Origin of the sequence: Humidesulfovibrio sp., assembly GCF_030689645.1 — a bacterium.
GTDB lineage: Bacteria > Desulfobacterota > Desulfovibrionia > Desulfovibrionales > Desulfovibrionaceae > Humidesulfovibrio.
This window is the reverse complement of the sequence record NZ_JAUYFU010000068.1, coordinates 22537-35881: the sequence shown is the minus strand read 5'-3', so window position 1 is coordinate 35881 and position 13345 is coordinate 22537. Positions and strand designations below refer to the sequence as shown.

At 62.5% G+C, this 13345-nt stretch carries 12 protein-coding genes; 8 read left to right on the top strand and 4 right to left on the bottom strand.

Going from position 1 to position 13345, the window contains the following annotated elements:
* On the top strand, positions 1–916 hold a 916-nt coding region (locus Q8O35_RS10015; RefSeq protein WP_305572821.1), incomplete at its 5' end, for an HD domain-containing protein.
* Positions 917–1021: 105 nt separating this feature from the next.
* On the opposite strand, the gene Q8O35_RS10010 is transcribed toward Q8O35_RS10015, so the two are convergent.
* The 4 genes from Q8O35_RS10010 to Q8O35_RS09995 form a co-directional block, all read right to left on the bottom strand.
* Entirely contained in the window at positions 1022–2233 is a 1212-nt protein-coding gene (locus Q8O35_RS10010; RefSeq protein ID WP_305572818.1) for a glycosyltransferase family 4 protein, read from the bottom strand.
* A 152-nt stretch (positions 2234–2385) separates the two neighbouring features.
* The gene (locus Q8O35_RS10005) at positions 2386–2973 is read right to left on the bottom strand and encodes an OmpH family outer membrane protein (protein WP_305572816.1); all 588 of its coding nucleotides are present in this window, start codon (positions 2971–2973) and stop codon (positions 2386–2388) included.
* 132 nt (positions 2974–3105) lie between these two features.
* A complete protein-coding gene (locus tag Q8O35_RS10000; protein WP_305572814.1) occupies positions 3106–3882 on the bottom strand; it encodes a tRNA1(Val) (adenine(37)-N6)-methyltransferase in 777 nt (258 codons plus the stop codon).
* A 28-nt stretch (positions 3883–3910) separates the two neighbouring features.
* Positions 3911–5242 (bottom strand): hypothetical protein, encoded by a 1332-nt coding sequence (locus tag Q8O35_RS09995; protein WP_305572812.1) that lies wholly within the window; start codon positions 5240–5242, stop codon positions 3911–3913.
* Between the two features lie 167 nt (positions 5243–5409).
* Here Q8O35_RS09995 and uvrA point away from each other — a divergent pair, with 167 nt between their 5' ends.
* From uvrA to Q8O35_RS09960, 7 genes are all read left to right on the top strand, one after another.
* Positions 5410–8256, top strand: coding sequence for an excinuclease ABC subunit UvrA (gene uvrA / locus Q8O35_RS09990; protein ID WP_305572809.1), 2847 nt, complete (start codon positions 5410–5412; stop codon positions 8254–8256).
* 442 nt (positions 8257–8698) lie between these two features.
* The gene (gene fliL, locus Q8O35_RS09985; RefSeq protein WP_305572806.1) at positions 8699–9292 is read left to right on the top strand and encodes a flagellar basal body-associated protein FliL; all 594 of its coding nucleotides are present in this window, start codon (positions 8699–8701) and stop codon (positions 9290–9292) included.
* Positions 9293–9427: 135 nt separating this feature from the next.
* Positions 9428–9949 (top strand): flagellar motor switch protein FliN, encoded by a 522-nt coding sequence (gene fliN / locus Q8O35_RS09980; RefSeq protein ID WP_305572804.1) that lies wholly within the window; start codon positions 9428–9430, stop codon positions 9947–9949.
* Positions 9942–10445 (top strand): flagellar biosynthetic protein FliO, encoded by a 504-nt coding sequence (gene fliO / locus Q8O35_RS09975; protein WP_305572803.1) that lies wholly within the window; start codon positions 9942–9944, stop codon positions 10443–10445. The genes fliN and fliO overlap by 8 nt, the downstream gene beginning before the upstream one ends.
* Before the next feature lie 112 nt (positions 10446–10557).
* Positions 10558–11217, top strand: a complete 660-nt coding sequence (gene fliP, locus Q8O35_RS09970) for a flagellar type III secretion system pore protein FliP (protein ID WP_371133119.1) — start codon at positions 10558–10560, stop codon at positions 11215–11217.
* Between the two features lie 17 nt (positions 11218–11234).
* Positions 11235–11504 carry a flagellar biosynthesis protein FliQ gene (gene fliQ, locus Q8O35_RS09965; protein ID WP_305572823.1) on the top strand — a complete coding sequence of 90 codons (270 nt, stop codon included), beginning with the start codon at positions 11235–11237 and terminating at the stop codon, positions 11502–11504.
* 61 nt (positions 11505–11565) lie between these two features.
* Complete coding sequence (locus Q8O35_RS09960) at positions 11566–13203, top strand: glycosyltransferase family 39 protein (RefSeq protein WP_305572798.1); 1638 nt, start codon at positions 11566–11568, stop codon at positions 13201–13203.
* Positions 13204–13345 lie beyond the last annotated feature (142 nt).

The following is a 13345-nucleotide window of genomic DNA, read 5'->3' as shown; positions in this document are numbered from 1 at the left end:
GCGCATCAAGGGCTTTCCAGACCAGGCCCTGAAGCAGGACTATCTGCTGGCCGTGCGCGCCATGCGCTTTGCCGCCAACTACCACCTGCCCATCGAGCCCAACACATGGCTGGCCATTGTGCGCGGCGCTCGCCGCGTGCTGGACTACTGCCCCGTGTCCGACATCATGGACGAATGGCGCAAGGTGGAGGCCGAGAACCTGCACGCCTTTGTGCTGCTGCTCTTCGAGTGCCAGATCCTGCACGGCTTCATCCCGGAGATCGCCGCTCTTGCCCGCGTGAAGCAGATCAAGAGCCCGGAGGCGGGGGAAGAAACCGTCTTCGTCCACACCATCGATGTGATGCGCCACTACCCCGAAGTGCTGCCCTACGATTGGTACGGCACCCTCGCCTGCATGTTCCACGACGTGGGCAAGCTGTATACGGCGGAGTTCTCAGACGGCCAGTGGAGCTTCCTGCAGCACCACCGCGTGGGCGCCAAGGTCACGCGCAAGATCCTGAACCGTCTGCACTTCCCGCCCGAGGACATCGACCTCATCTGCACCCTGGTGCGCGACCACATGCGTCCGCACTTCATGCTCACGGACAAGGGCATCCGCAAGCTCATGGCCATCGACGAATACCCGCGCATTCTTGAGATGGTCCGGGCGGACATCAAGGCCCGCGGCGGCTCCTACCGGGAGTTCAACCACAATCTCAAGATGCTGGAGCGCGGCGACACGCCTGAGGAGGCTCTGGAGCCGTTCCTCAATGGCCGCGACATCATGCAGGCCACGGGCCTGAACCCCGGCCCCGCAGTGGGCATCATCCGCGATGCGCTTTTGAAGGCGCAGATCGCGGGGGACGTCACGGGCATCGATGAGGCCAAGGCCTTTGTGGTGCGCTACGTCAAGGAAGAGGGCCTGGCCAGCAGCTAGCCCTTTCAGCTCAAAATGAACGCCAAAAGGGCGGCTGCGGAATAGTCCGTGGCCGCCTTTTTTTACACCTATTGGAGTCTGTTGTGGTTGGGCTTGCGGTCAGTCCTACTCTTGCTGTGAAGCCTTGAGCAGAGCCATATACTGGCTGATCCCACGTTCGATGTCATAGCCTTCAACCACGGTCTTACGGGCTGTTGCGCGCAGGGAAACGTAGTCTTCAGGGTGTGAAAGGGCGTCTGTCACCCGCTTGGCCAGAGCCTCAAGATTGAAGAAGTCAAACAGCAGGGCGTTGCGCCCCTGGCCCATCACTTCCGTCACCGGCGGTGTGGCCGAGGCCACAAGCAGGCAGCCGCAGCTCATGGCCTCCAGGGCGGACCAAGACAGCACAAAGGGGTAGGTGAGGTAGGCGTGCGCAGCCGAGACCTGCAGCAGCGAGCGATACGCCGCGTAGGGCAGTTGCCCGGTGAAGACCACCCGCGACAAATCAAGGTTCGCGCCCACCTCGGCCAGCAGTTTCACGCGCCAGTTGGCCGCGCCCTCGGGTTTGCGGCCATAGCTCACGGAATCGCCGCCCACAATGACCGTCACCGCCTCCGGGTTGCGGCGCTGAATCTCGGGCAGGGCCCGCATGAACACATGAAAGCCCCGGTAGGGCTCCAGGTGCCGGGCCACAAAGGTCAGCACCTTGTCACCGGATTTGAGGGTGCGGCCGTCCGGCAGTTGGAATACGGCTTTGGGGTTCGGGGCCATGAACGCGGTGTCGATGCCCTCGTGGGCCACGCTGATCTTGTGGAGGTATGCTTTGGGGTGCAGGGAGCGTTGCCAGCTGGTGGGCGATACTCCTGCGTCGCAGCGCTCCAGGTTCATGAGGTGCAGCAGGTTGCGCGAGGCGAGGGTGGCCGCCAAATCAAAGGACGCCTCGCTGCCCGGCTCAAAGCCCACGTCCACGCCGCGCGCATGGTAGTAGAACTCGAACAGCGACACCAGACGCGTGTCTGGAAACACGTCCTTCACGTAGAGCGCTTCGCCCCAGCCCGGATGGGCCAGGATTACATCCGGCGCATAGTGTTGTTTTTTTAATTCCAGCAGCGCCTTGGCCACGACCTCCCCGTGCAGCGCGCCTTTGCACGCGGTGGCCAGATACTGGTGGCTGGGCTTCGGCGCGTTCTTGATTTCGTAGCGCACCAGCCGCACGCCCTTGAGCCCCGGCGCGTGCTTGGCTCCTATGCCGAGCACGTCGTGGCCCGCATCCGCCATGTGCCGCGCGATGTGGCGGAACTGGCCAGGAAAATTCTGGTGCAGGATGAGGAGGTTCATGGGTTGGCTGTAGCCTGTTTGGCACTGAGAAGGCAACAGCCTGAGCCCGCAGAGGGCTGGCTTTGATGGGGAACGGCTGGAGCGCTGGTCAACAAAAAGGGCCGCCGCGAAGTTTCCTTCGCGGCGGCCCAGGGTGGCGATTTGCGTGAAGCCTAGGGCTTCTTGGCTTCGGCGGGCTTGGCGGCAGGCGCAGCCGGAGCCGGAGCCGCAGCCGGAGCGGCGGAAGCAGCCGGAGCAGCCGGAGCGCCAACAGCAGGAGCTTCGGGCTTGGCCTCGGGCTTGGCGTTCAGGTCGATGGTGGTCTTGTTGATTTCCTCAATGACCTTGTTGGTGATGTCCGAGGCCTCGTCATAGGAAAGGACCACGTCCTTGGCCAGGATCACGTCGACCTTGTTATCCTTGCGGTACTTCTCGAGGACCTTGTTGAACTGGTCCTGAAGCAGGCCCACCACGCGCTGCTGCTCGGTGCCCATGGTGGTCTGGTACTTGGTCACGGCTTCCTGGAAGGCTGCGGCGTTCTCCTGGGTCTGCTTGGCCTGGACCTTCTCCTGGGCGGCTTTGGCTTCGGCCTGGAGCTCGGTGCTCTTGGTGCGCAAGTAGGCCATGGCCTCCTGGCCGGGCTTGGATTCGCGGAAGACCTTGGCGCCGTCGACAACGGCGAACTTATTGTTGTTATTGTTGCAGCCGGCGAGCACGCTGGCCATGGCGACCAGGAGCAGGAGAGCGCAGAACTTCTTCATGGGTGCGATACCTCGTTAGTATGTTGTGTGCGAGTACGTCCTGTGTCGGCCGCGGGGGGTCGTATGCAACAGGCGGTGGACTGTAACGCGCTTCCAATGTGTTTGCAAGTGGCGCTGGCTGTGCCTGTGCGTTCAGGGCGATGCCCCGGATGCATTCCGGGAGGGATTTGCCGCAAGATGTGGGCAGAAGGCGATGGCTTCCGCGGTGAGCTTGCCTTGCGGAGTATACAACGCCAGCGGGCAATCCAGGGTGAGGCCGTGGCCTTGGCCACGCACGGCCAGCACAAGGGCCAGGCGCGGCGGCTTGTCCCAGCTGCCCTGCACCGGCAGCAGGCGTCGCGTGTTCAGGCCTGCTGCGTCCAGGGCGCAGATGAGCTCCGGCAGGCGCTCGGCCAGGTGCACCAGGAACAGGTGTCCGCCTTTGCGCAGATTGCGCGAGGCGCAGGCGGCGAATGCGGCGAAGCCCCCCGGGCCCTCGAAACGTGCGCGGTGCTTGTTGTTGTCGGGGCAGGCCTTTCCCGTGCCAGGAGCCCGGAAGGGCGGGTTGGCCAGGGCGAAGTCAACCTTGGCATTTGGCGCGCTGTAGTCCTGGGCATCGGCCAAAAGCGGGGTGAAGCGTTCGGAAAGATCCAGGGCCTCGGCGTTCTGCTGGGCCGCTGCGATCATTTCCGGGCCGGTGTCGATGCCTGTGAGGCGCAGAGGCGCATCCGGGCGCAGCAGCAGCAGGCCTATTGAGGCCGCTCCGCATCCGGTTCCGAGGTCGAGCCCGGTCAGGGCGTGGCCCGGTTTCAGGTGTGCATGGGCAAAGGCGGAAAGGAGCAGGGTGTCGGCCCCGAAACGGAAGCCGCCCTCGGGCTGGGCGAGTCCGCGCGGAAAGCGGGCGCGGCGGTGGGCGGCTTCGATCTGCATCGCGTGCGGGGCAGGGGCTTTAGTTCGGCTAGGCCACTCGGGCCATGACCGGTCCGCCCATGCTCACCTGCGCCGGACTGACGGAGGGCGCATCCGCGAAGAACATGTTCAGCACCCGCGCCGCGTCCTCCACAATGACCTGGGTGGTCTGCGGCCTGTTGGTGGACATGTCTGTGTTGCTGGTCTGCGACATGTCGATGCTGGTGTTCACCTGGCGGTTCTCCGGCTGGTTCAGGGTGCTGTTCCGCGTGATGGAGTTGTCCAGGGTGACGTTTCTTTCGTTCAGGGTGTTGGACGTGTACTGCACGTTGCTGGTGTGGCCGAAGTCCTGGTTCACCGTCTGGTTCATGACTTCGCTAACCTGCATGTGCGGGCCGCCCACGCTGGCGTCCAACATGGGCACGGCTCCGGGCTTTTCGTCGGAGAAGACCACGCGCGGGGGATCGTAGCTGGAGGGCTTCACGTAGTCCCCGGCCAGGAATGGTGGGGGGGGCGACCCAGGGGGGCGTCCCTGCCACACATAGGCGGCCTCGTAGGGCTGGTAGGCCTCGGTGGTGACAACGTTGTTGTCCACGCGCACCGGGTGGTGGGCAACGTGGGTTTGGGGCTGGCCGTGGAAATGCGAGGCCTGGGGAGGATGCACATAGCCCGTGGGCGTTGGAACGGTGCGTCCGCCGGGGCTTACGGTGAAGCCTTCCGTGGCCGGGGTTGTCGGCCCTGCCGCCGAAGCCTGGCTGACGGCCTGGCCCACGCGCAGCTCCATGGGTGGCATGCCGGGACCTGAGGACGAAGTATAGAGCACGCCGGTGCCAGTGGCTTGACCCACGCCTGCGCCGCTGCCGCCAGAAACGACTCCGCCGCTGCCGACCGCGCTTCCGCCGCCGCCCATGAGGTAGGTTGCGCCTCCGCCTCCGCCGCTCCCCGCCCCGCCGCTGCTGATGCCGCCTCCGCTGATGCCTCCGCCTCCGCCTCCTCCTCCTCCAGCGCCGCCGCCCAGGGTATAGACAACCCCGCCGCCGCCGCCGCCGGTGCTTCCGCCGCCGCCGCCGATGCTGGTTGCGCCGCCGGAGGCCTGGCTCACGGGCACATGGGCCGAGGGGCCGGGGATGGCCGATTGGGTGGAGCCATCCATGTAGACCACTCCGCCGTTGCGAGCGGAATAGGGGATGACGGCGGGCGTGCAGTCGATGGGCACATAGCCGCCCTCGGTAATGGGCACATGGCCTGCGCCGCTCACAGGCGTGCTTGCGCCGGGAGCGGGGGTGAAGCTGCCCGAAGGGCCGGCCTCGAAATGTCCGGCTGGTCCGGCGGTGATGTGTCCGGCTGGTCCGGCGACGATGTTGTCGGTGAGTCCGTACATGGCTTCCCCCTGTATCCGGCGAGCATCCGCGCGATCATGTGGCCGCATTCAGCCCGGTCGCGGCGCCGGAAGGCTCAGGAAATGCCACGTTACATCCGGTATTCGGATTTCGTCAAGTGGCTGGGGCACCCCCTTGCCAAGCACTTTGCGATGATTACCTCCGGGAAATGTCACTCAAAGCCGTCAATACACCCCAGCAGGAGACCCGGCCAGGCGCTCCCCGGGGCGTCATCCACATTGAAGGGGCCCGCCACCACAACCTCAAGAACCTGAGCCTGGACATTCCGCGCGAAAAGCTCGTGGTGGTCTGCGGGCCTTCGGGCTCCGGCAAGAGCACCCTCGCCTTCGACATCGTCTACGCCGAGGGTCAGCGCCGCTACGTGGAGTCCCTGTCCGCCTATGCCCGGCAGTTCCTGCCTCAGATGGACAAGCCGCAAGTGGACAAGGTCGAGGGGCTTTCTCCGGCCATCAGCTTGGAACAGCAGTCCACCTCGCGCAATCCGCGTTCCACCGTTGGGACAGTGACCGAGGTGTACGATTTTTTGCGCGTGTTCTACGCGCGCCTGGGCACCTTCTTCTGTCCCAAGTGCGGCAAGCCCATCGCCGCCCAGGCCGGCGACGAGATTCTGGCCGCCATTTTGGCCTTGCCCGAGGGAACGCGGATTCTCTTGCTGGCCCCCCTGGTGGAGCATCAGAGGGGCACGCACAAGGATCTGTTCGCCCGGCTGCGCAAGGAGGGCTTTGCACGAGCTCGCGTCAACGGCGAGGTCTACGCTCTGGACGAGATTCCGGAGCTGGACAAGCTCAAGAAGCACACCATTGAGCTGGTTGTGGACCGCCTCGCCATCAAGCCCGATATCCGCCCGCGACTCGGCGACTCTGTTGAGCTGGCCCTGCGCCAGGGCAAGGGCAGCCTCATTGTTTCTGAACACGGCAAAACCGGCAAGGGCGCGGACCGCTTTTTCAGCACCTCCAGCACTTGCGCCACCTGCGGCATCTCCATGCCTGCCCTCACCCCGCAGCTTTTCTCCTTCAACAGCCCCCAGGGCGCCTGCCCGGAGTGCTCAGGCCTGGGCAGCGTGGACGCCTTTGAGTTCGACCTGCTGGTGCCCAACAAGGGGCTTTCCCTCGCTGGGGGCGGACTTTTGCCCTGGCGCAACCCGCGTCTTTTCGCCCGGCACGAGGACGACCTGAAACGCTTGGGAAAGCGCCACGGCTTCACTCTGGACACCCCTCTGGCGGACTTCAGTCCGCGCGCGCGCCAGGCCCTTGTGGAGGGCGACTCCACAGCAGACTGGTCCGGCGTTGCGCCGCTGCTGGAGCAGGGCTTCGCCATGGGCCCTGTCTGGCGCGACGAGCTCTCCCGCTTCCGGCAGAGCCGCCCTTGCCCGGCCTGCCAGGGCGCTCGGCTCAAGCCCGAGGCGCTGGCCGTGCGCGTGCCCGCCACGCCCGATGGGCTGAATATCCACCAGTTCTGTTCCCTTTCCATGACGCGCGCCCTGGACTGGCTGTCCGCGCAGGACTTTCCCGGCTCGCAGACCCTCATCGCCGGGCCGCTTTTGAAGGAGCTGACCCATCGCCTGGGCTTCATGAAGGGTGTGGGCCTCGACTACATTTCCCTGGCCCGCAACATGGGCACCCTGTCCGGGGGCGAGGCCCAGCGCATCCGCCTTGCCAGCCAGCTGGGCAGCGGGCTCGTGGGCGTCACCTACGTGCTGGACGAGCCTTCCATCGGCCTGCACCCACGCGACAACGAGCGCCTTTTGAAGACTTTGCGCAGCCTCCAGACGCGCGGCAATACCGTGCTGGTGGTTGAGCACGACGAGCCCACCATTATGAGCGCGGACCATGTCATCGAGCTTGGCCCAGGCTCCGGCGAACTGGGCGGCGAGATAGTGTTTCAGGGCAGCGTGGACAGCCTGATGAACGAGAGCCAGTCCCTGACCGCCAAGTACCTGCGCGGCGACCTGCGCATTGAGCGGCCAGAGGCGCGACGCCAGCCTGTGGCCATCGGCGGACACACCCACCTGGGCATCCGGGGCGCGCGGGCCAACAACCTCAAGGGGCTGGACCTGGACATCCCACTGGGCGTGCTGGTGTGCTTCACCGGAGTGTCCGGCTCAGGCAAAAGCTCCCTGGTGGTGGACACCCTCTATAAGCACCTGGCCTTGGCCCAGGGAGTCAAGGTGGACCAGCCCGGCCCGGTTGACGCCTTCATCGGAGCACAGGTCATTGAGAAGATCATCGCCATTGACCAGACGCCCATCGGCCGCACGCCGCGGTCCAACCCGGCCACATACACCAAGGCCTTTGACGAGATCCGCACCATCTTCGCCAACTCCAAAGACGCCAAGATGCGCGGCTACACTCCGGGCCGCTTCAGCTTCAACGTCAAGGGGGGCCGGTGCGAGGCCTGCCAGGGCGACGGTCAGATCCGCGTGGAGATGCACTTCCTGCCCGACGTGTTCGTCACCTGCGACGTGTGCAAGGGCATGCGCTACAGCGCCCAGACCCTTGAGGTGCGCCACAAGGGCAAAAACATCGCCGAGGTGCTGGACATGACCGTGGCTGAGGCTCGTGAGTTCTTCGGAGCGCATACGGCCCTTTCGCGCCGCCTGGAGGTTCTTGAACAGGTGGGCCTGTCCTACTTGCGCCTGGGCCAGCCAGCCACCACCCTTTCCGGCGGCGAGGCCCAGCGCATCAAGATCTCCCGCGAGCTGGGCAAACGCAATTTGCCCGGCGCCTTGTACATCCTCGACGAGCCCACCACCGGGCTGCACATGCACGAGGTGGGCAAGCTCATCCGTGTGTTGCACAGGCTTGTGGACAAGGGGGCGAGCGTCATCGTCATTGAGCACAACGCTGATGTTGTGCTTGCTTCCGACTACGTGTTCGACCTTGGCCCAGGCGGAGGCGAGAACGGCGGACAGATTGTCGCCCGCGGCACGCCAGAGGAGATCATGCTGAACCCCGAATCCGTCACTGGCCGCTTCCTGGGCGACGAGGCGAAGTAGGGGGGAAGGCAGCTCTCAGGGCCGAAACGCCGTACCTCTTTGCAGGAAAACAAAGGCCGGGTTCGAGTAGAAGCTCGTGCCCGGCTTTTGTTTTTTGTCATATCGTGTACGCATCGTTTCTGCGCGGGCCAAGGGTTGGCTTTCCGACGCCTTTGCTGGCTGCATCGGGCCAGGAATGGTGCGTTGTCGGCCTCATCTTCGCAACCCCACGCACGCAACTCCGTGGGTATCCGTTCCGCGGCGAGCCCTGAACCTTCGGATCGTACCCGCTACCCTGGGTGGGCAAGGGAGGGGTGCCTTTGCTGAATCCTGCTTCCGGCTGCCCTTGCGTTTGTGTCAAGATATTGGGTATACCTTTTGACCATGCAGCCGATAAGAGAATTGCGACATTGGCGAACCCTGCCGGGCTGTCCCGGCTGCATTGAAGAAGGCGGATATTCACGTGGCAAAGAAACCAGACAAGGCCCCTGCTGAAGAAGTCGTTCTGGACGGCGAAGCCCCCAAGAAGTCCAACAAGAAGCTTATCATGATAGGCATTCTTGTTGTGCTGCTGGCTGTGCTGGGTGCAGGCGGTTTTTTCGGTTATAAATGGTGGATGGGCAAGAAGGCGGCAGCTGGGGCAGATAACGCAACAGAGCAGAAGGCCGAGGAAGTGCCGGGCGGAGAGAAGAAGGACGCCAAGGCCGCACCCGGCGACAAAAAGGATGAGAAGGGCGCCGCCGCTCCGGATGGCGCTGGCGAACTGGTGAGCATTCCGCCGCTTCTGGTGAATCTTGCCGAACCGCAGGGCCGCAGGTACCTTAAGCTGGCGCTGGACATCGAGGTCAAGGACAAGCTCGCTGCGGACCAGCTGAACAAGAGCATGCCCAAGGTGAAGGACTCGCTGTTGCTGCTGCTTTCCAGCAAGACTTACGAGGATTTGGGCAGTCTGGAGAATAAGATTCTTTTGAAGAAGGAAATTGTGGAGCGCCTGACCCTTGTCCTTGGCGAGCAGAAGGTGCTGCGAGTTTATATCACGGAGATCGTGATTCAGTAACTGGCCATTGGGGCGGACATTTTCGCCATGTCGAGGTTGTTGCGCCAGCACGGGTTTTGCATTACTTCCTGCAATGACCCGCAGCGCAGGCCCTTTGACCGTGCGGGCCGAACCTTCAGCTCATGAGAGGTCAGCATGGCCGACGACAAAGACCAGGATAAACTCGCCGAAGAATGGGCCAACGCCCTGCTTGATCAGGAGCCCGCTGCTGGCGGCGCTGCTGGGGCCTCAGCCGACGACGCCCTGGCGGACGAATGGGCCAAGGCGCTGGCCACCCAGGAAGCCGAAGACGTCAAGAAGGATAAGGACCAGTCCTTCCTGCGCACCCAGACCCACGAGCCGGAGTTCCGGGACATGACTGCTGAGCACAAGGCGCAGCGTCAGAATCCTGGCACGAAGCGCGATCTTGACTTCATTCTGGATATTCCCCTTGAGGTTTCTGCCGAATTGGGCCGCACCCGCCTTTTGATCAACGAGCTTTTGCAGCTTGGCCAGGGGTCCGTCGTGGAGCTGAATAAGCTGGCAGGCGAGCCCATGGAGATTTTTGTCAACGGCAAGCTCGTGGCCCGTGGCGAGGCCGTGGTCATCAACGAGAAGTTTGGCATCCGCCTCACGGACATCATCAGTCCCATAGAGAGGGTGAAGCAGCTTGCCTGATCAGCTTTTTTTTGACATCGTAAAGATGGTTGTGGCGCTTGCGTGCATCGTGGGCCTGATTTTTGGCGTGCTTTATGTGCTCAAGCGTTTCCTGCCCGGTGCATCGCGTTGCGCAGGGGAGCGCATCGACCTGCGGGTGTTGGCCCAGCTCAACGTGGGTGCGCGCCAGCGCATAGCGGTTTTGCGCGTGCACGACCGGACCTTGGTTGTAGGCGTCACCGAGGGGTCCATCAACACATTGGCAGAATTGAATCCTGCGCAGCCTGCCGCCCAGAAGGAAGCCGATGACCCTAAAATCTTTGCCGACATGCTCACTTGGCGCAAGGACGGCTCCACCGCTGCCCAGAGTGGACGCGCATCCGGCAGCCCTTCTGGGGAACGAAATGGCGACTCCCTGGGTTTTAAGACATTTCCTGCCGAAAAGCGCGCCCAGCCCTCAGAAGACGGCGGCGATGGCCCGAAACTCTTCGCCCCTGGCGAACGCCCTTCGCGTTAGTCTTCCGTTTCTTCTGCTTCTTGCCCTTTTCGTCTTCCTGCCAGCGCTGGCGCAGGCTGCCGCTCCCAGCGGCCCGACCACTGCCACGGCGACGCAGGTTCCCACGCTCACAATGCAGCTCTCCGCCGGCCAGTCCGAGCCCGGCAAGGTCGCCGTCGCCCTGGAGCTGATGTTCCTCTTCACAGTGCTGACCATCGCTCCAAGCATCATACTCACGATGACCTCCTACACGCGCATCATCATCGTGTTCCACTTCCTGCGCCAGGCCATGGGCACCCCGCAGATGCCTCCGACCCAGATCATGGCCTCCTTGGCCCTGTTCATGACCTTCATCATCATGGGACCCGTGATTAAGAGCGTTAATGAGCAGGCCCTTCAGCCATATATGGAGGAAAAGATCGGTTTCAAGGAGGCGCTGGACAAAGCCCAGGTGCCCATCCGGGCGTTCCTGTTCAAGCACACGCGCGAAAAGGACCTGTCCATTTTCTATTCCATCTCCAAAGAGGCGCGTCCGGAAAACAAGGAGCAGGTGTCCACCATCATGCTCGTGGCCGCCTATACCATCAGCGAGCTCAAGACCGGCTTCTCCATCGGATTTCTCATCTATATTCCGTTCCTTATTCTGGACATGGTCGTGGCCAGCATCCTGCTCTCCATGGGCATGATGATGCTCCCGCCGGCCACGGTGGCCCTGCCGTTCAAGATCCTGTTGTTTATCTTGGTTGACGGGTGGAGCCTGCTCATCGGCTCACTGGTCAACTCCTTTGGCTGACGAGGCGCAACGTGGCCATTACACCTGAATTCGTCGTGGGCTTCGCCCGCGAAGCCATGGAGCTTACCCTGGTCATCTGCCTGCCCATGATGGCCGTCGGGCTCATTGTCGGCGTGCTCATCAGCATTTTCCAGGCAGCCACGCAGATTCAGGACGCAACCTTATCTCTTGTGCCCAAGCTTGTGGCCATGTTCATTGCGCTTATCCTTGCCTTTCCCTGGATCATGGACAAGATGATTACGTATACGACCAATTTATTTCTTAATCTTCCTACATACGTCCGCTGACTAGGTTCTCCAGCCGTCCTTGCAAAACCATCCCCCGCAGGCTAGAGAGACCCTGCGCAACTTGCGCCAGGATCTCGCCATGCAAAGTTCCGGTCCTCTCTCGCTCTACGAATCTCTGCGCCGCACGCCCGGACGCTGGGTTTTTTTGCTCATTGCCGCACCATTTTTGCTGCGCCTGTGGTTCGTCGGTTCTGGTCAGCTGGGTCTGGTGCAGGATGAGGCCCAGTACTGGGATTGGACCCGGCACATGCAGTTGACCTATTATTCCAAGGGTCCGCTCATCGCCTGGATTATTGGCGCATGCACCGCTGTTTTTGGTAACACCGAACTGGGCGTGCGCATGGGCTCCATGCTTGGCTCTGCAGTATTCCCCGGACTTGTCTGGCTACTGGTCGGCAAGCTCTGGAAGCGTCCCGTTCTGGCCGTTCTGGCCGTGTTTATCCTGACCATCTCGCCGCTTTTCCAGGCTCTTGGCATCCTCATGACCACAGACAACCCCTTTGTTGTGTGCTGGACTTTGGCCATGCTGGCGCTCTACGCCGCATCTACAACAGACGACGACGGGTGCGACCGCGGTCTGTGGCCTTTTGCCCTGCTGGCCCTGACTTATGGCGTTGGGATTCTGGCAAAGTACACCATGCTTGGTTTCGCCGGGCTTGCAGTCATGTATGGCCTGGTGTTGCAGCGCCAGGGAGGCTTGCCGGCCCGCTTCTGGCCCCGGCTCATTCTTGCCTTGGGCCTGGGCGCGTGCCTTGGTTTCCTGCCCACGCTCATTTGGAACATGCAGAACGGGTTTGTGGGCTACAAGCACGTGCTGCACCTCATCGGCGTTTCCGGCGAAGGCTCTATGACGATGTTCCGCATTTCTCGCGTGCCAGAGTATCTGGGAGCGCAGGTGGGCTTTGCCTTGCCTTGGTGGTTCTGGTTCATGCTCGTTGCCGGTTGGCGGGCTGCTTGGCAGTGCTGGAAGCCATCCGCAACACAACCCAACAACCCCTCCGCTCTTACCTTGCCGCAGGCAGCACTGCTGGCCGTATTCTTTTGGCCCATGACCTTATTCTTCTTCGCCTGGAGCTTCCACGCCAAGGTTCTGGCAAACTGGAACACTGTTAGTTTTGTGGCTGGTGCTCTTCTCTGCGGAGCTGAGGTGGAGCGCCTGCTGCTGTCCGGCGTAAGCCGCCGCGGCTGGTTCTGGCTCAAGACTGGCGCCTGGGCCAGCCTCGGGTTCATGCTTTTTCTGCACCTTCAGCAGTTGTTGCCCATTCCGCCCTCTTTGAATCCAGCCCACCGGCTTAAGGGCTGGGACGACCTTGGCCGCCACATGGCCAATGTCGCAGCCACACGCTTCGCCGACCCTTCTCGCGTTTTTTTTATGAGCGATGTGTACGACATCACAGCCGAGCTTGCTTTTTACGTTCCAGGTCAACCCCAAGCCTATTGCCTCTGGTGGGACGGACGGCGTATGAACCAGTATGACCTTTGGGGTGGTCCCAAGGACAAGCTCGGTTGGGACGCGGTGCTCGTTCTGCGCGGAGACGCCTCTGGTGTCCCCCCTGTTGCGCCAGAAATGTTCGACCGTGTAGCGGGACCATACCGCTATGTGGCTACTTTCCGGGGAGAACCGGTCCGTCCGTTCTATTATTATCTCTGTACGGGCTACAACGGCTATTGGCCTCGCCGGGATACTGGCGCCTTCTAAACCTGCTTATCGTGCCGTAAAACCCAGTGTAGGAAGACGCCGCGCTTGGCCGCGCCAGTCCTGCATTTCTGGGTTAATCGATGTACAGGAATGACATTCGTTGACATTCTTTGACAACGGGTGCATACGTATGTACATCGGT

Bases quoted from the DNA above. Each gene is read 5' to 3' on its own strand.
- fliN (WP_305572804.1), top strand. From the start codon at position 9,428: ATGGCCGACGACAAAGACCAGGATAAACTCGCCGAAGAATGGGCCAAC.
- Q8O35_RS09995 (WP_305572812.1), bottom strand. From the start codon at position 5,242: ATGTACGGACTCACCGACAACATCGTCGCCGGACCAGCCGGACACATC.
- fliP (WP_371133119.1), top strand. From the start codon at position 10,558: ATGCAGCTCTCCGCCGGCCAGTCCGAGCCCGGCAAGGTCGCCGTCGCC.
- Q8O35_RS10000 (WP_305572814.1), bottom strand. From the start codon at position 3,882: ATGCAGATCGAAGCCGCCCACCGCCGCGCCCGCTTTCCGCGCGGACTC.
- Q8O35_RS10010 (WP_305572818.1), bottom strand. From the start codon at position 2,233: ATGAACCTCCTCATCCTGCACCAGAATTTTCCTGGCCAGTTCCGCCAC.
- Q8O35_RS10005 (WP_305572816.1), bottom strand. From the start codon at position 2,973: ATGAAGAAGTTCTGCGCTCTCCTGCTCCTGGTCGCCATGGCCAGCGTG.
- uvrA (WP_305572809.1), top strand. From the start codon at position 5,410: ATGTCACTCAAAGCCGTCAATACACCCCAGCAGGAGACCCGGCCAGGC.